Raw genomic sequence first — 21,305 nt, forward strand, 5'->3', positions numbered from 1 at the left:
AAAGACCTAGCCGTGCCTGAGGCCGAGGACCTCGGGCGCCGCGAAGGTTTCGTTCGGGGGGCGGCCGGCGTAGTGGGCGGTGAGGACCTCGTCCAGTTCCTCGTAGGAGAAGGCCTCCTTGGTGGTGTCGAACTTTGCGGCCACCCTGGGGCGTTCCATCACGACCACGATCCCGCCGTGGACGACGAACAGCTGCCCGTTCGCCCGCGCCGAGGCCGGCGAGGCCAGGTAGCCGACCAGCGGGGCGACGTGCTCGGGGGCGAGGGCGTCGAGCCTGCCGTCCTCGGGCACCTCGAAGCCCGCGAAGACGTCCTCGGTCATCCGGGTGCGGGCGCGCGGGCAGATGGCGTTGGCCGTGACCCCGTACTTGGCCAGGGCCAGGGCGGTCGAGGTGGTCAGGCCCACGATGCCGCCCTTGGCGGCCGCGTAGTTGGGCTGGCCCGCCGAACCGCCGAGGAAGGCCTCGGATGAGGTGTTGACGATCCGCCCGTACACCGGCCCGCCGGCCGCCTTGGACCGCTCCCGCCAGTGCGCGGAGGCGAAGTGCGTGGTGTTGAAGTGGCCCTTGAGGTGGACCCGGATGACCGAGTCCCATTCCTCCTCCGACATGGAGAAGATCATCCGGTCGCGCAGGATCCCCGCGTTGTTGACGAGGACGTCCAGCTTCCCGAAGCGCTCGACGGCCAGCTCGACCAGTTCCCTGGCCTGCTCGAAGTCCGCCACGTCGCCCAGGTGGGCCACCGCCTGCCCGCCGGCCGCGCGGATCTCCTCCGCGACCGCTTCGGCCGGGGCCGCCGAGGCCTCCCCGGAGCCGTCGCGACCGCTCTGGCCGAAGTCGTTGACGACGACGCTCGCGCCGAGCCGGGCGAGTTCGAGCGCCTCCGCCCGGCCGAGCCCCCGGCCGGCGCCGGTGACGATGGCGCTGAGCCCCTCAAGTGGCAGTGACATCGTGCCGATTCCTCTCAGAGTTCGATGCAGGTGCGCAGGGCCACACCCGTACGCATCTGGTCGAGGGCGTCGTTGATCTCGGCGAGGTGCACCCGGTGGGTGATCAGGCTCGCCAGGTCCACCCGGCCGGCCCGCCACAGCGCGATGGTGCGCTCGTAGGAGCGGAGCACGTCACCGCCCCCGTACATCGACGGCAGGATCTTCTTCTCGTCGAAGAACAGCGAGAACATGTTGATCGAGTAGTTGTCGTCGAGGGCGCCCGCGCCGACCACGACGACCGAGCCGCCGCGCCGCGTCATCTCGTACGCGGTCTGCGTGGTCGCGGACTTGCCGACGACCTCGAAGACGTAGTCGAAGCCCTCGCCGGCGGTGATCCGGTTCTTGGCGTCGGCGAAGGCGTCCGGCGCGACCGCCTCGGTGGCGCCGAACCGGAGCGCGGCCTCGCGCCGGGAGGCGACCGGGTCGACGGCGATGATCTGCGCCGCGCCCTGCACCTTGGCGCCCTGGATGACGGAGATCCCGACGCCTCCGCAGCCGATGACGGCGACCGAGGAGCCGGCCTCCACCTTGGCGGTGTTGATGGCGGCGCCGAGTCCGGTGGTGACCCCGCAGCCGATCAGCGCGGCGATGTCGTACGGGAGGTCGTCGGGGATCGGGACGGCGCAGGCCGCCGGGACGACCATCTCCTCGGCGAAGGTGCCCGTGCCGGCGAAGCCGAAGATGTCGGTGCCCGTGCGGCGGAAGTTGGGGGTGGCGACGTTGCCGAAGGCCTCCAGGCACAGGTGGCCCTGGCCGCGCCTACAGGCGGGGCAGTGGCCGCACGGCGGCAGCCAGCAGACGAGGACCCGGTCGCCGATCCGGTGCGTGTCGACCCCGTCCCCGACGTCCACGATCTCGCCGGAGCCCTCGTGGCCGGGGATGAAGGGGGCGGGCTGCGGCAGTACGCCGCTCATCGCGGAGAGGTCCGAGTGGCACAGGCCCGTGGCCTTGACGCGGATCCTCACCTTGCCGGGGCCGAAGCCCACGGCCTCCATGTCGTCGACGACTTCCAGCTTGTCCTGGCCTATCTCGCTCTGCAGTGCTGCGCGCACGGTGCGGCTCCTTCGGGTGTCGGTCTTACGCGTGTTCGACGACGGTGTCGGCGAGGACCGGCGCGTCGTCCCGTTCGACGGCGGTCACCGAGACCAGGACCCGGCCGACCTCCTGCCACATCCGCACGCGGAGCGTCTCGCCGGGAAAGACGATCCCGGCGAAGCGCGTGCGGTAGGCGCGGACCCGCGAGACGTCCCCGCCCAAGACCGTGTCGACGACGGCCTTCAGGGTCATGCCGTACGAGCACAGGCCGTGCAGGATCGGCCGGTCGAAGCCGGCGAGCTTGGCGAACTCCGGGTCCGCGTGCAGGGGGTTCCAGTCGCCGGAGAGCCGGTAGAGCAGGGCCTGCTCGTCGCGGATGCGCCGTTCCTCGACCCGGTCGGGGGCGCGCTCGGGCAGTTCCTCCTTGGCCGAGGGCCCGCGCTCGCCGCCGAAGCCGCCTTCCCCGCGTACGAAGATCTGCGCGTCGCTGGTCCACAGCGGCCCGTCGGCGTCCGCGACCTCGGAGCGCAGCACGATGACGGCCGCCTTGCCCTTGTCGTAGACGGCGGCGACCTTGGCGGTGGTGGTGGCCCGCCCCTTGACGGGGATGGGCCGGTGGAGCTCGATGGACTGGCCGCCGTGCAGGACGGAGGCGAGGTTGACGTCGATGCCGGGGGCGGCGAGCCCGCCCAGCATGGCCATGCCGGCGCCGGCGACGGTCGCGAAGCTGGGGAGCACGTGGAGCTTGGACTCCAGGGTGTAGCGCAGCTCGTCGGGGTCGGTGGCGGGCAGGCCCGCGCCGAGGCCGAGGTGGTAGAGCTGGATGTCCTTGTGGTCCCAGCCGATCTCTCCCTGACGGGGTTCGGCGGCGAGGGCCTTGGCGGCATCGATGGGCATGAAAACGCTGCTCCCTGTTCGAGGAAAACCGGGGCTTCGGGAAGACCTCGACGCGGCCGTCCGCACCGTCGGCCGCGCCGAGGTCGCTTGCGGAGCCGGTTCTAGAACGCGTTCCAGTGCCGACTGAAGGCATGTATAACGCACGCCCCAGCAGTTGGGAAGAGTGCTGACTTCACGTCAGATCGCGTTGCGGCGAGGCGAGTTGCCCCGGGAGTGCAGGCAGGCCCTAGCCTGCCGGGATGGACGAAATGCCAGTGACGCACCGACCTGCCCGATCTCTACGGGTGCTCCTGGAGCCGCCGAACCCGGCGCTCGCCCTGCGCCTCGGGCTCCAACCGGACATCGAGGTGGTCACGTCGACCCTGGCACGGCCGGCGGTGGCGTTGGTGGAGGAGCCGGCGGCGGTGGCGGCGCTGCTGGCCGACGAACCGGAGTGCCGGGTGCTGGTCATGGCGGGCTCCGCCCGCCCCGGCCTACGGGAAGCCGTACTGGCGACGGGCGCGGCGGGGCTGGTGCTGCGCGACGGGCCGGTGGAGGAGCTGGCCGACTGCCTGCGGCGGGCGTCCAGGGGCGAGACTGTGGTGGACCCCGCGCTGGGGGGTCCGACGTAGGGCGAGCGCAGGACGAGGGCCCTCCGGCGGAGGACCCTCGCGGCGGCGTCGGGGGTCGGCGTCAGGCGGTCCAGTCGTCCACCGTGCGCGCGGGGTCCAGGACCACCGGGAGCTTCTCCAGGCCCCGGAAGGCCGGGAAGGGGCCCTTCAGCCAGTCCCCCTCCTGCGAGGAGGGCAGGGCCAGGACCATGTCGGGGAACCGGTCGAGCAGCGCCGTCAGGCAGACCTCCAGCTCCAGCCGGGCCAGCGGGGCGCCGAGGCAGTAGTGGGCCCCGTAACCGAAGCCGAGGTGGGTGCTCTGGAGGTGCTCGCGCGTCACGTCCAGGGTGTCGGGGTCGGGGAACTTCTCCGGGTCACGGTTCACGGCGGCGATCGCGATCTGCACGAGCGAGCCCTTCGGAATGGTGGTCCCGCCGATTTCCACGTCCTCGATCGCGTACCGGAACGTGGAGGTCTCCACGGAGCCCTCGAAGCGCAGCAGTTCCTCGATGGCCTGCGGCAGGAGGGTGCGGTCGTTCTGGATCGCCCGCAATTGTTCGGGGTGGGTGAGCAGGTCGTAGACGCAATTCCCGATCTGGAGGGTGGTCGTCTTGTGACCGGCGAAGAGCAGCACCCACATCATCGACACGAGTTCCTCGTCGGTGAGCGGGCCGTCCTCGTGTTCCGATTCCACGAGCATGCTCAGGAAATCGTCCGTGGGGTGCGCGCGGGTGTGCCCGATGTGGCTCTTGAAGTAATCCCACAGCCAGTGCTCGGCCTCCGCCAGGTCGTCCTTGAGGTCGCGGCTGAAACGGGACCGCGTCACGACGGAGAACCACTTCAGGACCTCGACGCGCTCCTGGCCGACGATGCCGAGCAGCTCGCAGATGACCATGACGGGCAGCGGCAGGGCGAAGGCGCTCATCAGGTCGACGGGCTCGTCGGTGGGGCACCGGTCGAGGAACTCGTTGGCGAGCTCCTCGATGTGCGGGCGCAGCTCCCTGACGTGACGCGGGGTGAAGGCGTTCTTGGCGATCTGACGGAGGCGGGTGTGGCGGGGCGGGTCGGCGAAGAGGAGGTTGTCGTCGAGGGCCTCGCAGGCGTCGCCGAAGAGGGCGTGGTAGAGGTCGATGGCCTCGTGCATGTCCTTGCCGATCCGCGGATCGGCGAAGGCGGCGTGGGCGTCCTCGTACCGGGTGATGAGATACGTGGCCACGCCGTGGCCGGGGGTCAGGCGGGCCACGGGGGCCTGCTCGCGCAGGGTCCGGTAGAACGGATAGGGGCACGTACGGAATTCCGGTGGGCTCTTCGTCGCCGCCGCCACCGCCTCGTGGAGCGGGGGATCGTCGCTCACCGCCACTACCCGTTCAGTCGTCACGTGCGCTGCCTCTCAGGTCATTCGGAATGCGACCTTCGCGAACTTTCCCGGGGCGGGAGAGACGCGAAACCGCATTGACCCGTTCGGAGGCGAAAGCTCCCTCGGGGGAGGACTTCGTCCTAGGCTCATGTGGATTCATTCCGTTTTCCGATGGCCGACGAAAGGGAATGCGCGCATGCCGGAATATGGTGCGAGCACGAGCGGTGTCACCACCGGTGGAGCGGCCCGGACGGCCGTACCGGGTCGCGCGGGCGCGGAGGGCGAGGTGGGCGGGGACGACGGCAGTCGGGCGGTGATCGACGTACACCACCACTTCTGTGCCCCGGCCTGGCGGACGTGGGCCGAGCGGGAGGGGCTCGTCCGCCCGAAGGCGCTGCCGCCGTGGGCGGGCTGGGACGCGGCGAGCGCGCTGGAGGTGATGGACCGGGCGGGGATCGCCACCGCCGTCCTCAAGCCGATGCTGCCGGCGCGGTACACGAGCTCCGCGCAGCTGCGGGAGGCGATCAGGGTCACCCTGGAGGCGGCGGTGGAGGCCGTCGAAGCGCATCCGGGGCGGTTCGCCTTCCACACGCCGCTGTTCCTGGAGGACCGGGAGGCGTCCCTCTGGGCGCTGCGGTACGGGCTGGACGAGCTGGGCGCGGTCGGCGTGAACGTGACGGCGAACCACGGCGGCGTCTACCTCGGGGACCCCTCCTACGACGCCGTCTTCACCGAACTCGACGCCCGCGCGGCGGTGGTGGACACCCACCCCCACAACCTGCCGCTGCCGACACCGGCGGCGCAGGCCCCGGCTGGGGGGCCAGGCGAAGCCCCCGACCGACCGGCGGGGCCGGGCGGGCCCGGGGGGCCCGGTGGACCCGGCGGGCCCGGGGTGAGTGTGCCGGGGGTGCCCAACTTCCTCTGCGACTTCCTGCTCGACACGACGCGCGCCGCCGCGAACATGATCCGGACGCGGACCCTGGACCGGTTCCCGAACATCTCCGTGATCCTGCCGCACGGCGGCGGCTTCCTCCCGCACATCGCGGCCCGGATGGAGGCCTTCGCGTACGCCTTCGACCCACCCGTCGAGCCGGCGGTCGTACGGGACCACCTGCGCCGCTTCTACTACGACACCGCCGGGCCGCTCTCCCCGGCGGGCACGCTGCTCGCGGTGGTCTCCCCCGACCGGATCCTGTTCGGCAGCGACTGGCCCGCCTGCCCCGCCGGGATCGTCACGGACGTGGCGGTGCCGACCCTGGCCGCCGACCCCGCCTTCACGGTGGAGCAGCGCCGGGCTGTCAACCGGGACAACGCCCTGCGCCTGATGCCGAGCCTCCTCCCGGTTTAGGGGGTGTCAGCCCCGGCGCAGCATCGTCACCACCGCCGCGCCGCCCAGGCCGATGTTGTGCGCGAGGCCGACCCCGGCGCCCGGTACCTGCCGGGGGCCTGCCTCGCCGCGCAGCTGCCACACCAGTTCCGCCGTCTGCGCGAGGCCCGTCGCCCCGAGCGGGTGGCCCTTGGAGATCAGCCCGCCGGAGGGGTTGACGACCCAGCGGCCGCCGTAGGTGGTGGCGCCGCTCTCGACGAGCTTGCCGGAGGCCCCGTCGGCGCACATGCCGAGCGCCTCGTAGGTCAGCAGTTCGTTGACGGAGAAGCAGTCGTGCAGCTCGATGACGTCGACGTCCTCGATGCCGAGCCCGGAGCGTTCGTACACCCGGCGGGCCGCGGCGGCCGTCATCGGCTTGCCGACGACGTCGATGCAGGAGCCGCCGAAGCTTTCCCCCGTGTCGGTGGTCATGGCCTGGGCGAGGATCTCGACGGCCTTGTCGTGCAGCCCGTGCCGGACGAGGAACCGCTCCGAGACGACGAGCGCGGCCGCCGCCCCGTCGGAGGTGGGCGAGCACTGGAGCTTGGTCAGCGGGTCGTGGATCGGCTTCGCCGCGAGGATCTCCTCGACCGTGTACACGTCCTGGAACTGCGCGTTCGGGTTGTTCGCGGAGTGCCGGTGGTTCTTGGCGCCGACCGCCGCGAGCTGGGCGGGGGTGGTCCCGTAGCGCTCCATGTGCTCGCGGGCGGCGTTGCCGAAGATCTGCGCGGTGGGCGGGGACATCTCGAAGCCGTGGGCGGCGGCCATGATCCCGTAGTGGCGCGCGACCGGCGACGTCGCGAAGTCTCCGTCTCCGCCCTCCGCGCCGCCCCCGAGCGCACCCCGCTTCATCTTCTCGAAGCCGAGCGCGAGCACGCAGTCGCTGATGCCGCCCTCGACGAACTGCCGGGCCATCATCAGGGCCGTGGAGCCGGTCGCGCAGTTGTTGTTGACGTTGTAGACGGGGACCCCGGTCAGTCCCAGTTCGTACGCCGCCCGCTGGCCGGCCGTGGAGGCCTGGAAGCAGTAGCCGACGGGGACCTGCTCGACCAGCCCGTAGTCCACGCCCGCGTCGGCGAGGGCCGCCGTGCCCGCCTCCTTGACCATGTCCCAGTACTGCCAGTCCCGGGATTCCGGCTTCTCGAACCTCGTCATGCCGACGCCCACGATGTACGACTTCATGGTGACCCTCTCCTAGTCCCTGGGAAGGCCGAGCAGCCGCTCGGCGACGACGTTGAGCTGGACCTGCGTGGTGCCCCCGGCGATGGTCAGGCAGCGCGACATGAGCACCCCGTGCACCGCCCGCTCCCCCGCCCCTTCGCGCACCGCGCCCGCCGGGCCGAGCAGTTCGAGCGCGAGCTCGGCGATCCGCTGCTGGTGGGCGGTCTGCACGAGCTTGCGTACGGAGGCCCCCGCGCCGGGCTCCAGTCCGGACACCTGCCGGCGCGTGGTGCGCAGGCCGATGCAGGCCAGGGCGTGCGCCTCGGCGGCCAGCGCGCCGATCCGGGCCCGGTAGGAGCCGTCGAGGTCGGCCGCGCGGGCGAGGAGGGCCTCCAGTCCGGTGTCGAAGGTCATCTGGTCGGCCATGTGGACCCGCTCGTTGCCGAGGGTGTTGCGGGCGACGCGCCAGCCGTCGTCGGGGGCGCCGACGAGGGCGTCCGCCGGGAGGATCACGTCGTCGAAGAACACCTCGTTGAAGAGGGCCTCCCCGGTGATCTCCTTGAGGGGGCGGACGTCGATGCCGGGCGTGTGGCGCATGTCCACGATGAAGTAGCCGAGGCCCTTGTGCTTGGGGGCGTTCGGGTCGGTGCGCGCGAGGAGGATCCCGAAGTCGGCGGTGTGGGCGGAACTCGTCCAGACCTTCTGTCCGTTGACCCTCCAGGAGCCGTCCTCGGTCCGTTCGGCCCGGGTGCGCAGGGAGGCCAGGTCGGAGCCGGCGCCCGGCTCGGAGAAGAGCTGGCACCAGGTGGTGTCCCCGCGCAGCGTGGGCAGGACGTGGGCCTCGCGCTGGGCGTCCGTCCCGTAGGCGATGAGGGACGGCAGGACCCAGGTGGCGATGCCGAGGTCGGCGATCCTGACGCCCGCTTCGGCCAGTTCCCGTTGGATGACGAGCTGTTCGAGGGGGCCGGCGCCGCGCCCGTACGGGGGCGGGAGGTGGGGGGCGGCGTAGCCGGTGGGCGCCAGCACCCGGCGGGCGGCGGCCGGGTCGAGGCCCCGTGCGTCGTCGGCGGCGGCGCGGGCGGCCGCCCGGTGGGCTTCGGCGGCCTCGGGCAGCTCCAGGCGCAGTTCGCGGCGGGCTCCGGCGGCGGCGAGGCGTACGGCGCGGATGCGGTGGCCGTCGCCGGGGCCGAGCAGCTGGCGGGCGACGAGGGCGCGGCGCAGGTGGATGTGGGCGTCGTGCTCCCAGGTGAAGCCGATGCCGCCGAGGATCTGGATGCAGTCCTTGGCGCAGGACCAGGCGGCGTCGAGGGCGGTGCCGGCGGCGAGGGCGGCGACGAGGGAGCGCGTTTCGGGGGGTTCGGACGTCTCGGCGGCGCTGTTGGCCGCGTCCCAGGCGAGGGCGCGGGCCTGTTCCAGGCGGACCAGCATGTCGGCGCACAGGTGCTTGACGCCCTGGAACCGCCCGATCGGTCGACCGAACTGTTCGCGTGTTTTCGCGTACTCGGCGGCCGTCCGCACCGCCCGGGCGGCGGTGCCGCAGGCGTCGGCGGCGAAGAGGACGCAGGCCAGGTCCCGTACGAGGGCGACGTCCAGTTCCAGCAGCCGGCCGGGCGCGACGGTGACGCCGCGCGCCCGCACCTCGGCGGTGGGGCGGGTCGGGTCGGCGCTGTCGTGCGTACGGATGTCCAGCGCGGCGGCGTCCACGGCGAACCAGCGGGTGCCGTGCGCCGCCTCGGCGGCGAGCAGGACGAGGTCGGCCTCGCCGGCGCCGAGGACGGGGGGCGCGAGCCCGTCGAGGAGGTGGCCGCCGCCCTCGACGGCGACGGCGGTGAGGCTGCCGGGGCCCAGCGCGACGGCCCCGACCCGGCCTTCGAGGGGCTCGGCCCCCGCCCGGTCCAGGAGTACGGAGGCCAGCGCGCTCGGCAGGAACGGTCCGGGCAGCGCCCCCCGGGCGGCCTCCTCCACCACGACGGCCAGGTCCAGCAGGGTCCCGCCCTCCAGGTGGGGTTCCAGCAGCCCGGCCGCCGCCAACCCGTCCCAATAGGCGGGTCGGACCCCGGTGCGGGGCGGGCCGTCGAGCAGCTTGCGCACCTCCTCGGGCGGCACCGTCCGCGCCACCCAGCCCCGCACGGCCTCGGCCAACTCCCGCTGTTCTTGCGTGATTCCGATGCCCATGCGCGGCAGACTAGAACACGTTTCAATCTGACGGAAGGTCAGATCGAGCGCTTTCTCGACCCGGCTCGGGGCCGAAAGGGCCGACGCCCCCGAACCGCACCTCCCCGTTCGCCCCGTCTGGATCTCCGAGATGGTCCGCCGCCGGGAGGGGACGTGGCGAAGCCCCGACGGGGCCCCGGCCGTGGACGGCTACCGGGCGGTAAGGCAGCATGGGGCGCCGCATCGCATACGACACCACCCGGAGGCACCATGGCCGCCACGCCCAAGCCGGAGACCCTCGCCGCCTTCGAAGCGGCCAAGGGGTTCATGCCCGTACGGGAAGGCCTCGCCCTGTACGCGGCCGCCGCCGAGGCCGCCGCGCTCGGGCTGCCGCTGCTGGAGGTCGGCACGTACTGCGGGCGTTCCACGATCCTGCTGGCCGACGCCGCCCGCGAGGCCGGGGTGAGCGCCCTGACCGTCGACCACCACCGGGGCAGCGAGGAACAGCAGCCCGGCTGGGAGTACCACGACCCGAGCGTGGTGGACCCGGAGGTCGGGCTGATGGACACCCTGCCGACGTTCCGCCGCACGCTGCACCGGGCCGGGCTGGAGGACCACGTCATCGCCCTGGTGGGCCGGTCCCCGCAGGTGGCGGCCGTCTGGGGCGGTCCGCTCGGCTTCGTGTTCATCGACGGCGGCCACACCGACGAGCACGCGAACGGCGACTACGAGGGCTGGGCACCGCACCTCGCGGTGGGCGGGACCCTGGTCATCCACGACGTGTTCCCGGACCCCGCGGACGGCGGGCAGGCCCCGTACCGGATCTACCTGCGCGCGCTGGCCTCCGGGGCGTTCGAGGAGGTCTCGGTGACGGACTCGCTGCGCGTCCTGCGGCGTACGGGCTCCGGCATCTGACCGCCGCCCCTCACCCACGCATATAAGCGGACAGTCGCACCACGCCCTCGAATGGCGCAGGGTCCGTACGCGCCCCCGTCGGCCGTTCTAGCATCGCGGGGTGCGCTACGACGACAGCCCCCCGCCGCCCGAGTCCCGCTCCTCGATCAGCCCGGACCGGCCCTGGTACGTGCGCCGCTCCACCCTCGTGGTGACGGTGGCGGCCCTCGCCCCGGCCTGTCTGGCGGGCTGGGTGGTGAGCCAGACGTTCGCCGCCGGGTCGGGGCCGGGCGACGGGCGGCCCCGCACGCTGTCGGCGACGGGCGCGCACTCGCACGCCGCGTCCCCGGGCGGCGCCGACGCCAAGGCGCGGACGAGCGCATCGCCGAGCGCCTCCGCCGGCGCCCCGGCGAGCCCCGCGAGCTCGGCGAGTCCCACGACCCCGCCCGCATCCGCATCCGCCCCCACCTCCGCCCCCGCCAAGGGCCCGCTCGCCGGCCGTACCGTCGTCATCGACCCCGGGCACAACACCAACAACTTCCGCCACACCACCGAGATCAACCAGAAGGTGGACATCGGCACCACCCGCAAGGAATGCGACACCACGGGCACCACCACCGCCTCCGGTTACAGGGAGGCGGAGTTCTCGCTCGACGTCTCGCGCCGGATGAAGGCGATCCTGGAGGCGCGGGGCGTGAAGGTGGTCCTCACGCACGAGGGCGAGCGCCCCTTCGGCCCCTGCATCGACGAGCGGGCCCGGATCGGCAACGCGGCGACCGCCGACGCCGTGGTCTCCGTACACGCCGACGGCGTTTCCGCCGGCAACCGCGGCTACCACGTCATCCTGCCCGCCCGGGTCAAGGGCGGCGCGGCGGACACCGCGCACATCGTCGGACCCTCCCGGGACCTGGGCGAGAAGATCGGCTCGAACTTCGCACGCGTCACCGGCTCGGCACCCGCCAACTACCTCGGTGGTGGTACGGGTTTGGTCGTCCGTGACGATCTGGGAGGTCTCAATCTTTCGACTCGGCCCAAGGTGTTCATCGAATGCGGCAACATGCGTGACGCCAAGGACGCGGAACGGCTGACGAGTCCGGAGTGGCGACAGAAGGCCGCGCAGGGCATCGCCGACGGCATCGTCGGGTTCCTGGGCGGGTAGGCGCCCGCGGGTATCGTCCTCGGGGCGGCTCGTCGCCCCGGTCCTCTCGGTCGTGGGAAACCTCCGTACCATGGTGGCCCGCCCCGCGCCGGCCCCTGGTCCGCGTCAGCGGCACCACGAGACGACCGAGACCGAGAAGGACACCTGAGACGTGAACATCCGCTCCCTCACTCGAGGCGACGGCGTGGTGATCGGAGCAGCGGTGCTGCTGTTCATCGCTTCGTTCCTCGATTACTACTCAGCCACCGGCCTGGACCTGCCCAGCGTGTGGGACACGGACGTCTACGGTCTGGCCCTGCCCACGATCTTCCTGCTCGGCTTCATCGCGGCCGGCCTGCTGGTCGCCGACCGCTTCCTGCCCGCGGGGCGCCGGCTCGCCGGTCTGCCTCTGTCGGCGTGGGGCACCGTCCTGGCCGTCTCGGCGGCCTGGTCCGCGCTGTGGTCGCTGATCACCAGCCCGACCAAGGCCGACCTGGGCGCCGGTTCGATCATCGCGTTCCTCTCCACGCTGGCCCTCGCCGGCGTGGCCGTCGCCGGCGCGAAGATCCCCGCGCTCGCCGGACCGCTCGTCCCGGAGGCGCGGCCCGCCGCCTCGCCGCCGTACGGGGGCCAGCAGCCCGGCAGCGGCTACGGGTACCCGGGCGGCCAGCAGCCGCAGGGCTACGGGTCCACCCCGCAGCCGGTCCCGCCGTACGGCGGCACGCCCACGCCCGGCCCGCAGGACGCCCCGGCGCCGGCGCCGGCGGACTTCGCGCCGTTCTGGTTCGCGGTGCCGGTGGCCCGCCCCCTCTTCCCCGAGGACGGCTCCCCCACGCCGATCGCCGAACTGGCGCCCGGCACCTGGTACCTGGCCGTCGACCAGCGCGGCCCGGCCACGCTGATCGCGCAGACCCAGGACGGTCGGCGCGGCGTCCTGAACGACACCTCCGGCATCCAGCGCGGCTGACCGCGCGCCCGCCGACGTCACGACGGCCCCTCGCCCTTCCGGGCGGGGGGCCGTTGCCCTACAGTCACCTGACGCACCGTCAGACAGGTACGGGCGGCCACGTCGGACACTGCTGAGGGGACCTTCCATGCGGCTCGGACTCGCACTCGGCTACTGGGGACGCGGCCCCACCGCCGCCCACCTCGACCTCGCCACCGAGGCCGAACGGCTCGGCTACGACTCGGTGTGGACCGCCGAGGCCTGGGGCTCCGACGCCTTCACCCCGCTCACCTGGATCGCCGCCCACACCTCCCGGATCCGGCTCGGCACCGCCATCGCCCAGATGGCCGCCCGCACCCCCACCGCCACCGCCATGCACGCCCTCACCCTGGACCACCTCTCCGGCGGCCGGATGATGCTGGGCCTCGGCCTGTCCGGGCCGCAGGTGGTCGAGGGCTGGTACGGGCGCCCCTTCCCCGCGAGCCCGCTCACCGCCACCCGCGAGTACGTCGACGTCATCCGCCAGGTCCTGCGCCGCGAGGCCCCCGTCGCCCTGGACGGCCGCTTCCACCGCCACCCGTACCGCGGCGCCGACGCCACCGGCATCGGCAAGGCCCTCAAGCCCATCACCCACCCGCTGCGCGCCGACCTGCCGATCCTGCTCGGCGCGGAGGGGCCGAAGAACATCGCGCAGACCACCCGCGTCGCGGACGGCTGGCTGCCGCTGTACTGGTCGCCCACCCGCACCGACGTCTACCGGGCCTCGCTGACCGACCTCCCCAAAGGGTTCATGATCGCCCCGATGGCCCGCGCCAAGGTCTGCGACGACGTCGCCGAGGGACTGCTCCCGGTCAAGGCGATGCTCGGCTTCTACATCGGTGGCATGGGGCACGCGGCCCGCAATTTCCACGCCGACCTGATGGGCCGGATGGGCTACGAGGAGGAGGCCCGGCGGATCCAGGAGCTGTTCCTCGCCGGGCGCAAGGAGGAGGCGGTCCTCGCCGTCCCGGACGCCTTCGCGGACGAGATCTCCCTGGTCGGCCCGCGCGAGCGGATCGCGGAACGGCTGGAGCTGTGGCGCCGGGGCCCGGTCACCGACCTGCTCGTCACCGCCCCGGACCCGCACACCCTGCGGGTCCTGGCGGAGCTGAACTCCTAGGCCGTGTCTTGTGGATCATGCCGGTCCCGCGGCACGATCTCCAGCAGCTCGGACACGTCCAGCGGCATCACGGCGATCTCCATCGTGTCGCCGCCTTCGAGGGCGCAGGTCACGATCCGCGAGCCCGGGTTGATGCTGATGCCCTCCCGGACGGTGGGCACCCGTAGACCGGTGGCACGGGCCGCGGTCAGGGGGACGGCGGGGCCCCGGCCGGGCTGCCAGCGGGCGCCCGCGCCCTGGTCGGCGTAGAGCGTGCCGGCGCGCCAACGGCCCGTGCCGGCGGGCCGCCGGGCCATGCCGGGGATCCCGGCGGGCGGCCCGGCGGCCTGCCTCTGGCGGTGCCTGCGCCGTACGAGCCAACCGACGCCGGTGGCCGCGGCGGCGAGGCAGAGGAACTCGATCACGCCGGCCATTCAAACAGCCGGGCGGCTATCCGCCCAGCTGGGAGAGGCTCGGGACCTTGTCCGTGACCGTGGCGCCCGCGTTCTTGCCGGCTTCCTTCACACCGTTGACGACGTTGTTGAAGGCGTCGATGTCCGCGTCGCCCGCCTCGCCCTTGCGGAGCTTGCCGCCCAGCCCCTTGAGGGACTCGATACCCGCCGTCAGCGGCACCATGGCCTTCGACAGCAGCGGGTCGCCCTTGGCGTTGTCCGCCGCGGCCTTCAGCCGGTTGTAGGCGAAGGCGCCCGCGAGACCGGCCTTGACGAGCGCGAACGTCCGCCCGCTCGCGCCCTTCTTGAACTTGCCCTCGCGGTACGGCTTGATGATCCACTGGTACGTCGCCCCGGCCGCGAGGCCCGCGTTGGCGACGAAGCGGGTCTTGGCGAACTTCTGCCGCTCGGCGCTCGTACTGGGCGTCGGGGCCGCGGCGGCCAACTCGTCCTGCTCGGCGGCCGCGGGTTCGGCCACCGCGAGGGCGGCCAGTTCCGCGGCCGAGGCCGAGGAGATGTCCTCGGCGCCCGCCGGAGCGGCCCGGCCGCCCCCGCCGTCGCCGCCGCAGGCGGTGGCGCCGGCGAGCAGCGCCGTGGACAGGAGCAGGGCCGTCAGGGCGCGACGCAGTCGGGAGCGGGAGGTTCTGGGTGTGGACACGGCTTCCTCCGGGGACGGGGGTGTCCCCCGCAGCCTCACCCCGCCGGATCGGCGCCGCCACCGGGACGGACCCGTTCGGGCGGCCGTACGTCGTGCCCTACGCCGTGTCCGCCGATCAGGGCCGGCAGCAGCCGGGCTCCAGGCCCGTCGGCAGGTCGAGGCCGCCGAAGACCTGGCCCGTGGCCTCGTCGCCGCCGAGCGCGGCCACCGCCAGCAGCAGGGAGCCCGCCGTCCAGGTGGTCTGCTCCACGGGCCACACGGCCCGGTCGTCGAAGACGTAGCCCGTCCAGTACATGCCGTTCTCGGCGCGCAGGTGGCCGATCGAGCGGAGGATCTCCAGCGCCCGGTCCGACTCCCCGGTCGCCCACAGCGCGAGCGCCAGCTCGCAGGACTCGCCACCCGTCACCCACGGGTTCGGCAGCACGCACCGCACGCCCAGCCCGTCGACGACGAACTCCTCCCACCGGCCGGCGATGCGCGCCCGCGCCTCGGCGCCGGTCAGCGCGCCGCCCAGGACCGGGTAGTACCAGTCCATCGAGTAGCGCGACTTGTCGAGGAACCGCTCCGGGTGCCGGCGGATGGCGTGCGCGAGGGCGCCCGTGGCCAGTTCCCAGTCGGGCTGCGGCTCGCCGCGGTGCTCGGCGATGGCCAGGGCGCAGCGCAGCGCCTGGTGGATGGAGGAGGAGCCGGTCAGCAGGGCGTCGGTGACGGGGGCGCCGTCGGCCTCCCGCTTCCAGCCGATCTCGCCGCCGGGCTGCTGGAGTCCGAGGACGAACTCGACGGCGGCCACGACGGCCGGCCACATCCGGTCCAGGAAGGGGTCGTCGCCGGTGGCGAGGTAGTGGTGCCAGACGCCGACCGCTATGTACGCGACGAAGTTCGACTCCCGGCTCGCGTCCTGCGGGGTGTCGGTGTCGACGCCGTCGGGCCGGTCGGCGTAGGCGGCGTACCAGGAGCCGTCCTTGTTCTGGTGGCGGGCGAGCCAGTCGTAGGCGCGCTCGGCGGCCTCGTGTTCGCCGGCCGCGTCGAGGGCCATGGCGGCCTCGGTGTGGTCCCACGGGTCGAGGTGGTGGCCGCGGAACCAGGGGATGGCCCCGTCGGCCCGCTGGACGTCGAGGATCCCGGCGACGGTGAGGGCCGCCTGCTCGGCGGTCAGGACGCCGTCCAGGACGAGGTGTTCGGGCGCGGTGCGTCCCGGCGAGCTCACTGGGCCGCGCCGACGGGGAGGTGCGGCTTGGTCGCGTACGCCACGAAGCTCTTGCCGATGAGCGGGTTGAGGGCCTGCTCGGCGAGGCGGGTGGCGAGGGGCTTCTTCATGATGTCCCAGACCAGGAGCTTGTGGTACGCCTTCACGGGCAGCGCCTGGTCGTTGTCGACGCCGAAGGCGCACTTGAGCCACCAGTACGGGGAGTGCAGGCCGTGCGCGTGGTGGGTGCCGTAGGGCTTGAGGCCGGCGGCCTCCATCTTGCCGAGCAGTTCGTCCGCCTTGTAGATGCGGATGTGGCCGCCCTCCACCTCGTGGTAGGCGTCGGACAGGGTCCAGCAGATCTTCTCCGGGCCGTAGCGCGGGACGGTGATGGCGATGCGGCCGCCGGGCTTGAGGACGCGGACCATCTCGGCGAGCACGCCCTTGTCGTCGGGGATGTGCTCCATCACCTCGGAGATGATGACGACGTCGAAGGACTCGTCGGGGAAGGGCAGCGCGAGGGCGTCGCCCTCCATGGCGGTGGCGGTGGCGCCGGCGGGGGCCTCACCGGCCTCCTTCATCGCGGCGAACCACTTCGCGACCTCGCGGATCTCCTCGCCGTTGCGGTCGACGGCGACCACCTGGGCGCCGCGCCGGTAGCACTCGAAGGCGTGCCGGCCTGCGCCGCAGCCCAGATCGAGCACGCGGTCGCCTGCGGCGAGCGGGAACCTGGAGAAATCGACGGTCAGCACGGGGGCCTGCCTTCGCTGTCGCGGGGGTGAAGGGTGATGCGGATGGTGCGGGCGGGAAGGACTGACGTCACCGGGAGGACCGGCGACCGGGCCCGGCGGCGGCCGACGCCCGCTGCCGCTCGATGGCGGCGCGGTAGTGCCGGACGGTGCCCTCGGCGGCCTTGGCCCAGGTGAAGCGGGTCAGGACGCGTTCCCGTCCGGCGGCTCCGAGGCGGGCGCGCAGCCCGTCGTCCCCGAGCAGCCGGCCCAGGGCCCCGGCCAGCGCCCCCGCGTCGCCGGGCGGGACGGCCAGGCAGGTCTCCCCGTCGGGGCCGGCGACCTCGGGGATGGCTCCGCCGGTGGTCGCGACCAGGGGGGTGCCGGTGGCCATGGCCTCGGCCGCCGGGAGGGAGAAGCCCTCGTAGAGGGAGGGCACGCAGGCGACCTGCGCGCTGCGCACGAGGTCGACGAGCTCGGTGTCGGTGATGCCCTTGACGAAGCGGACCGCGTCCTGGAGTGCGTACTTCTCGATCGCGCGGGCGACCGGTCCGCTCTCGGCGCGCTTGCCGACGACGACGAGGTGGGCGTCGGGGCGTTCGGTCCGCAGTTTCGCGAGGGCTTCGACGAGGTGCACCAGGCCCTTGAGCGGGACGTCGGCGCTGGAGGTCGTCACGATCCGCCCGGGGACCTCGGCGACGGACGGGTCCGGCGACCACAGGTCGGTGTCGGCGCCGATGTGCACGACGTGGATGCGCTCGTCGCGCACGCCGAGGTGCTCGGCGATCTCCTGCCGGGAGGACCCGGAGACCGTGACCACGGACCCGAGCCGGCGGGCGACGCGGCCCTGCATGCGCGTGAAGGCGTACCAACGGCGCACGGAGAGGCGCTTGAGGCGGCCCTTGGCGGCGGCGAGGTCGAGGCGGCGGTCGACGGTGATCGGGTGGTGGATGGTCGTCACGAGCGGGGCGCCGAGGTCGGCCAACAGGCCGTAGCCGAGGGTCTGGTTGTCGTGGATGACGTCGAACTCACCGACCCGCTCGCGCAGGTGACGCCGGGCGCGGAGCGAGAAGGTCAGCGGCTCGGGGAAGCCGCCGGTCCACATCGTCGCGACTTCCAGGGCGTCGATCCAGTCCCGGTACTCGTCGCGCTTGGGGGTGCGGAACGGGTCGGGGCTGCGGTACAGGTCCAGGCTCGGCAGCTCGGTGAGCGTGGCGCCGGTGTCGAGCACGGGGTAGGGCTGCGCGCCGATCACCTCGACGGAGTGGCCCAGCTTCACGAGCTCGCGCGAGAGGTGGCGGACGTAGACGCCCTGACCGCCGCAGAACGGGTTCCCCTTATAGGTGAGGAGTGCGATGCGCAACGGGCGGTCGCCGTCGGTGGCGGTTCCCTCGAAAGGGCTCGTCACCATGGCCTCTGCGGTCACTCTCGGCCCCCTTCTCCCTGCAACTTTCGCCGGAGCGTAACCGCTCGCATAATGTAGAACAAGTTTCAGACTTGATCCGTCGAAGACCATTGAATCTACCGGCCGGAAACCACACCGTAAGAGGCGGAGCGGGTGATTCGCGCCACGGCTCGCACACCTGACATGCTGACTTTCGGACCATCCCGGAATCAGCCGCCGCCACGACACGGAACGCCAGGAACGGGACACATGACAGCGGAAGCGAAGGCCGTCACGACACCGGCGACCACCCCGGCGTCCCCTCCCCTGACGGAGCGCCAGGAGGCACGCCGCCGCCGGATCCTGCACGCCAGCGCGCAGCTGGCCAGCCGGGGCGGCTTCGACGCCGTCCAGATGCGGGAGGTCGCGGAGGCCGCAGGCGTGGCGCTGGGCACGCTGTACCGGTACTTCCCCTCCAAGGTGCACCTGCTGGTGGCCACCATGCAGGACCAGCTCCAGCACATGCACACGACGCTGCGCAAGCGCCCCCCGGCGGCGCAGGACCCGGCGGAGCGGGTGGCGGAGACCCTGATGCGGGCCTTCCGCGCACTGCAACGCGAACCGCACCTGGCGGACGCCATGGTCCGCGCCCTGACGTTCGCGGACCGCAGCGTGAGCCCGGAGGTGGACACGGTCTCGCGGCTGACCACGGCGATCATCCTGGACGCGATGGGTCTGGACGCCCCGCCGACGGCGGAACAGCTCTCGGCGGTCCGCGTCATCGAACACACCTGGCACTCGGCCCTGATCACCTGGCTCTCGGGCCGCGCCTCCATCGCCCAGGTCAAGATCGACATCGAAACGGTCTGCCGCCTCATCGACCTGACGTCCCCGGAAAAGGCCTGAAACGGCGCTGCTCCGGGGCTCAGCCGTGGTGGGGTTCGCGGGTGGCGGCGTCGCGGCGGAAGGCTTCGTCGCAGGGGCGGTCGTGGCGTTCGGCCAGCAGGGAGAGGGTGTTCAGGAGGCCGCCGTTGCCGACCGTGAGGGTCCAGGGGCCGCTGCCGAACCGGGTCTCGGGCACGGGGTCGCCGCGTCGGCCCGTGACTCGCCAGCCCCGCCGCGTCAACTCCGCTTCGACGGCGGCCAGTCGGGCTCCGTCGGCGGGCCCCGTGCCCATCCAGTCCGCGACGCAGTCGGTCGTCGCGCCCTGCGGGGCGGGCAGCGGCGCGCCGTCGGTGACGCCGGAGGCGGCGGTCGCGGCGGTCAGCTCCGCGAGCACCGCGCCGCGCGCGGCGTCCCGCCCGGTGCGGGCCGGGACGCCGCCCACCGGCTCGACCGGGACCCAGCCCATCGGGTCCGGCGGGGCCGGAGGGGAGGACAGCGCGGCGCCCCCGAGTGCCACACCACCGGCCAGGGCCAGGACCACACCCCCGGCCACGACGGCCCACCTGCTCGCGTTCACGCTGCTCTCCTGTCCCCGCCGGTGCGGACACAGGCTAGTCCTCCGGGGGGAAGACCGGTTCGCCGGTGGGGGCGAGGGTGATGAGGATGGCTTCCACCGGGCAGCCCTCGGCGGCCGTCAGGGTCGGTTCGTTCGCGTCCGTCTCCGGGGAGCGGGGGTGGGACTGGCGGGCCGAGTCGAGGGTGAAGCCGTCCGGGGCGTGGTTCACGCAGAAGCCGGAGCCGATGCAGACCCCCCGGTCCACCTCGACCTGCCAGCGGTCTCCCATCACGCACCCGCCGGCAGGTGGATCATCTTGTGCTCCAGGTACTCGCTCAGCCCCTCGGGCCCGAACTCCCTTCCCACGCCGCTGTTCTTGTAGCCGCCGAAGGGCCCGAGCATGTCCAGGCTGAACGTGTTCACGTTGAACGTGCCGGTACGCACCCCCCGCGCGAAGTCGATGCCGTGCTCGACGTCCGCCGTCCAGACGCTGCCGCTGAGGCCGAACTCCGAGTCGTTGGCCACCCGCAGCGCCTCCGCCTCGTCCCCGTAGGGGATCAGGCAGACGACGGGGCCGAAGATCTCCTCGCGGGCGATCCGCATCCCGTTGTGGACGTCGCCGAAGAGGGTCGGCTCGACGTACCAGCCGCGCTCCAGGCCCTTCGGGCGACCGCCGCCGCTGAGGATCTTGGCGCCCTCCTCCTGGCCGATGCGGATGTAGTCCAGCGACCGCTGCTGCTGGCGCCGGGCGACGAGCGGCCCGAGCTGGGTCGCCGGGTCCAGCGGGTCGCCGACGACGAGGGCCCCGGCCGCCGCCGCGAGCGCGTCGGCGATCTCCTCGTAGCGGCCGCGCGGGGCGAGGATCCGGGTCTGGGCCACGCACGCCTGGCCGTTGTTCATCCAGGCGGCGGGGACGATGCCGGCGACGGTGGCGTCCAGGTCGGCGTCGGGCAGGATCACGGCGGCGGACTTGCCTCCGAGTTCCAGGGTGACCCGGGTCAGGTTGCGGGCGGCGACCTCCATGACGCGCCGGCCGGCCGGCACCGAGCCGGTGAAGGCCACCTTGTCGACGCCCGGGTGGCCGACCAGGTACTCGCTGACCTCCCGGTCGGCGGGCAGGATCGACAGCACCCCCTCGGGCAGCCCCGCCTCCCGCGCGATGTCGGCCAGGATGTAGGAGTCGAGCGGGGCCTCGGGCGAGGGCTTGAGGATCACCGTCGAGCCGGTGAGCAGCGCGGGCGCGAGCTTCGCGGCGGCCACGAACTGCGGCACGTTCCACGGGATGACGGCGGCGACGACCCCGACGGGCTCGCGGCGCACCAGGATCGACCCGAGCACGCCCTGCCGGCGCTCCTCGTAGGGGTAGTCGGCGGCGACCTTGATGGCGGAGTCGTAGACCATCATCGCGCCGAGGGCCTGGGCGAGGACGCTCCAGGAGTACGGGGAGCCGTTCTGGGAGCTGATCGAGCGGGCTATCTCCTCGTGGCGGACGGCGATGGCGTCCTTGATGCGGGAGACGACGGCGACGCGCTCTTCCAGGGTGGTGCGCGGCCAGGGGCCCTCGTCGAAGGCCTTGCGGGCGGCGGCGACGGCGCGATCGACGTCGGCGCGGGAGGCGTGGGGGACGCTGCCGATGACCTGCTCGGTGTGGGGGGAGACGATCCGGATGGTGTCGGTGCCCAGCGGATCGGTCCATTCGCCGCCGATGAACAGTTGTCCGTGTTCCACGAGCTCGGTCATCGCTGCTGCCTCCTGGGGCCGGTCGCCGGTCGCGTCTCGAAAACTGATACCAG

The 21,305-nt window shown here is 72.9% G+C and carries 21 protein-coding genes; 7 read left to right on the plus strand and 14 right to left on the minus strand.

The window, feature by feature from the left end; all coding sequences use genetic code 11:
- Positions 1-6 precede the first annotated feature (6 nt).
- Genes M4D82_RS10745 through chsH3 form a run of 3 tightly spaced genes read right to left on the minus strand, consistent with a single transcriptional unit; the run spans position 7 to position 2,919 of the window.
- Positions 7-948 (minus strand): 3-oxoacyl-ACP reductase, encoded by a 942-nt coding sequence (locus M4D82_RS10745; protein WP_249765830.1) that lies wholly within the window; start codon positions 946-948, stop codon positions 7-9.
- A gap of 14 nt (positions 949-962) precedes the next feature.
- A complete protein-coding gene (locus tag M4D82_RS10750) occupies positions 963-2,039 on the minus strand; it encodes a Zn-dependent alcohol dehydrogenase (RefSeq protein WP_249765831.1) in 1,077 nt (358 codons plus the stop codon).
- 25 nt (positions 2,040-2,064) lie between these two features.
- Positions 2,065-2,919 carry an enoyl-CoA hydratase ChsH3 gene (gene chsH3 / locus M4D82_RS10755; protein ID WP_249765832.1) on the minus strand — a complete coding sequence of 285 codons (855 nt, stop codon included), beginning with the start codon at positions 2,917-2,919 and terminating at the stop codon, positions 2,065-2,067.
- Positions 2,920-3,158: 239 nt separating this feature from the next.
- On the opposite strand from chsH3, the gene M4D82_RS10760 reads away from it, so the two are divergent.
- Entirely contained in the window at positions 3,159-3,530 is a 372-nt protein-coding gene (locus tag M4D82_RS10760; RefSeq protein WP_249765833.1) for a response regulator, read from the plus strand.
- A gap of 61 nt (positions 3,531-3,591) precedes the next feature.
- Here M4D82_RS10760 and M4D82_RS10765 read toward each other — a convergent pair whose 3' ends face one another.
- On the minus strand, positions 3,592-4,887 hold the full coding sequence (locus tag M4D82_RS10765) for a cytochrome P450 family protein (RefSeq protein WP_249765834.1): 1,296 nt from the start codon (positions 4,885-4,887) through the stop codon (positions 3,592-3,594).
- 175 nt (positions 4,888-5,062) lie between these two features.
- On the opposite strand from M4D82_RS10765, the gene M4D82_RS10770 reads away from it, so the two are divergent.
- On the plus strand, positions 5,063-6,214 hold the full coding sequence (locus M4D82_RS10770; RefSeq protein ID WP_249765835.1) for an amidohydrolase family protein: 1,152 nt from the start codon (positions 5,063-5,065) through the stop codon (positions 6,212-6,214).
- 6 nt (positions 6,215-6,220) lie between these two features.
- Here M4D82_RS10770 and M4D82_RS10775 read toward each other — a convergent pair whose 3' ends face one another.
- Both M4D82_RS10775 and M4D82_RS10780 read right to left on the minus strand, forming a co-directional pair.
- Complete coding sequence (locus M4D82_RS10775) at positions 6,221-7,414, minus strand: lipid-transfer protein (protein ID WP_249765836.1); 1,194 nt, start codon at positions 7,412-7,414, stop codon at positions 6,221-6,223.
- A 12-nt stretch (positions 7,415-7,426) separates the two neighbouring features.
- The gene (locus tag M4D82_RS10780; RefSeq protein ID WP_249765837.1) at positions 7,427-9,568 is read right to left on the minus strand and encodes an acyl-CoA dehydrogenase family protein; all 2,142 of its coding nucleotides are present in this window, start codon (positions 9,566-9,568) and stop codon (positions 7,427-7,429) included.
- Between the two features lie 249 nt (positions 9,569-9,817).
- Between M4D82_RS10780 and M4D82_RS10785 the strand changes: the two genes are divergently transcribed.
- From M4D82_RS10785 to M4D82_RS10800, 4 genes are all read left to right on the plus strand, one after another.
- Positions 9,818-10,462, plus strand: a complete 645-nt coding sequence (locus M4D82_RS10785) for a class I SAM-dependent methyltransferase (protein ID WP_249765838.1) — start codon at positions 9,818-9,820, stop codon at positions 10,460-10,462.
- A 100-nt stretch (positions 10,463-10,562) separates the two neighbouring features.
- Positions 10,563-11,600 carry an N-acetylmuramoyl-L-alanine amidase gene (locus M4D82_RS10790; protein ID WP_249765839.1) on the plus strand — a complete coding sequence of 346 codons (1,038 nt, stop codon included), beginning with the start codon at positions 10,563-10,565 and terminating at the stop codon, positions 11,598-11,600.
- 151 nt (positions 11,601-11,751) lie between these two features.
- Positions 11,752-12,546, plus strand: a complete 795-nt coding sequence (locus tag M4D82_RS10795; protein ID WP_249765840.1) for a DUF5336 domain-containing protein — start codon at positions 11,752-11,754, stop codon at positions 12,544-12,546.
- Between the two features lie 127 nt (positions 12,547-12,673).
- Positions 12,674-13,684 carry an LLM class F420-dependent oxidoreductase gene (locus M4D82_RS10800; RefSeq protein WP_249765841.1) on the plus strand — a complete coding sequence of 337 codons (1,011 nt, stop codon included), beginning with the start codon at positions 12,674-12,676 and terminating at the stop codon, positions 13,682-13,684.
- On the opposite strand, the gene M4D82_RS10805 is transcribed toward M4D82_RS10800, so the two are convergent.
- From M4D82_RS10805 to M4D82_RS10825, 5 genes are all read right to left on the minus strand, one after another.
- Positions 13,681-14,088 (minus strand): hypothetical protein, encoded by a 408-nt coding sequence (locus tag M4D82_RS10805; protein WP_249765842.1) that lies wholly within the window; start codon positions 14,086-14,088, stop codon positions 13,681-13,683. The genes M4D82_RS10800 and M4D82_RS10805 overlap by 4 nt on opposite strands.
- 25 nt (positions 14,089-14,113) lie before the next feature.
- Positions 14,114-14,773, minus strand: a complete 660-nt coding sequence (locus tag M4D82_RS10810) for a hypothetical protein (RefSeq protein ID WP_249765843.1) — start codon at positions 14,771-14,773, stop codon at positions 14,114-14,116.
- Between the two features lie 115 nt (positions 14,774-14,888).
- Entirely contained in the window at positions 14,889-15,980 is a 1,092-nt protein-coding gene (locus M4D82_RS10815; protein WP_249765844.1) for a prenyltransferase/squalene oxidase repeat-containing protein, read from the minus strand.
- The gene (locus tag M4D82_RS10820) at positions 15,977-16,711 is read right to left on the minus strand and encodes a class I SAM-dependent methyltransferase (RefSeq protein ID WP_249765845.1); all 735 of its coding nucleotides are present in this window, start codon (positions 16,709-16,711) and stop codon (positions 15,977-15,979) included. The genes M4D82_RS10815 and M4D82_RS10820 overlap by 4 nt, the downstream gene beginning before the upstream one ends.
- Before the next feature lie 67 nt (positions 16,712-16,778).
- Positions 16,779-18,113 (minus strand): glycosyltransferase family 4 protein, encoded by a 1,335-nt coding sequence (locus M4D82_RS10825; RefSeq protein ID WP_249765846.1) that lies wholly within the window; start codon positions 18,111-18,113, stop codon positions 16,779-16,781.
- Positions 18,114-18,341: 228 nt separating this feature from the next.
- Between M4D82_RS10825 and M4D82_RS10830 the strand changes: the two genes are divergently transcribed.
- Complete coding sequence (locus M4D82_RS10830) at positions 18,342-18,977, plus strand: TetR family transcriptional regulator (RefSeq protein WP_249765847.1); 636 nt, start codon at positions 18,342-18,344, stop codon at positions 18,975-18,977.
- Positions 18,978-18,996: 19 nt separating this feature from the next.
- Here M4D82_RS10830 and M4D82_RS10835 read toward each other — a convergent pair whose 3' ends face one another.
- From M4D82_RS10835 to M4D82_RS10845, 3 genes are read right to left on the minus strand one after another with little or no spacing between them, the layout of a single operon-like run.
- The gene (locus M4D82_RS10835; RefSeq protein ID WP_249765848.1) at positions 18,997-19,533 is read right to left on the minus strand and encodes a hypothetical protein; all 537 of its coding nucleotides are present in this window, start codon (positions 19,531-19,533) and stop codon (positions 18,997-18,999) included.
- Between the two features lie 34 nt (positions 19,534-19,567).
- The gene (locus M4D82_RS10840) at positions 19,568-19,801 is read right to left on the minus strand and encodes a ferredoxin (RefSeq protein WP_249765849.1); all 234 of its coding nucleotides are present in this window, start codon (positions 19,799-19,801) and stop codon (positions 19,568-19,570) included.
- Positions 19,801-21,252 carry an aldehyde dehydrogenase gene (locus M4D82_RS10845; RefSeq protein ID WP_249765850.1) on the minus strand — a complete coding sequence of 484 codons (1,452 nt, stop codon included), beginning with the start codon at positions 21,250-21,252 and terminating at the stop codon, positions 19,801-19,803. Before M4D82_RS10845 ends, M4D82_RS10840 begins: the two co-directional genes overlap by 1 nt.
- Between the last annotated feature and the right edge of the window lie 53 nt (positions 21,253-21,305).

This window comes from Streptomyces sp. RerS4 (assembly GCF_023515955.1).
GTDB lineage: Bacteria > Actinomycetota > Actinomycetes > Streptomycetales > Streptomycetaceae > Streptomyces.

What these genes read in the sequence shown, in the direction of transcription:
- M4D82_RS10775 (WP_249765836.1), bottom strand. Translation starts at nt 7,414, where the DNA reads ATGAAGTCGTACATCGTGGGCGTCGGCATGACGAGGTTCGAGAAGCCG.
- M4D82_RS10800 (WP_249765841.1), top strand. Translation starts at nt 12,674, where the DNA reads ATGCGGCTCGGACTCGCACTCGGCTACTGGGGACGCGGCCCCACCGCC.
- M4D82_RS10830 (WP_249765847.1), top strand. Translation starts at nt 18,342, where the DNA reads ATGACAGCGGAAGCGAAGGCCGTCACGACACCGGCGACCACCCCGGCG.
- M4D82_RS10760 (WP_249765833.1), top strand. Translation starts at nt 3,159, where the DNA reads ATGGACGAAATGCCAGTGACGCACCGACCTGCCCGATCTCTACGGGTG.
- M4D82_RS10745 (WP_249765830.1), bottom strand. Translation starts at nt 948, where the DNA reads ATGTCACTGCCACTTGAGGGGCTCAGCGCCATCGTCACCGGCGCCGGC.
- M4D82_RS10840 (WP_249765849.1), bottom strand. Translation starts at nt 19,801, where the DNA reads ATGGGAGACCGCTGGCAGGTCGAGGTGGACCGGGGGGTCTGCATCGGC.
- chsH3 (WP_249765832.1), bottom strand. Translation starts at nt 2,919, where the DNA reads ATGCCCATCGATGCCGCCAAGGCCCTCGCCGCCGAACCCCGTCAGGGA.
- M4D82_RS10770 (WP_249765835.1), top strand. Translation starts at nt 5,063, where the DNA reads ATGCCGGAATATGGTGCGAGCACGAGCGGTGTCACCACCGGTGGAGCG.
- M4D82_RS10845 (WP_249765850.1), bottom strand. Translation starts at nt 21,252, where the DNA reads ATGACCGAGCTCGTGGAACACGGACAACTGTTCATCGGCGGCGAATGG.
- M4D82_RS10785 (WP_249765838.1), top strand. Translation starts at nt 9,818, where the DNA reads ATGGCCGCCACGCCCAAGCCGGAGACCCTCGCCGCCTTCGAAGCGGCC.
- M4D82_RS10780 (WP_249765837.1), bottom strand. Translation starts at nt 9,568, where the DNA reads ATGGGCATCGGAATCACGCAAGAACAGCGGGAGTTGGCCGAGGCCGTG.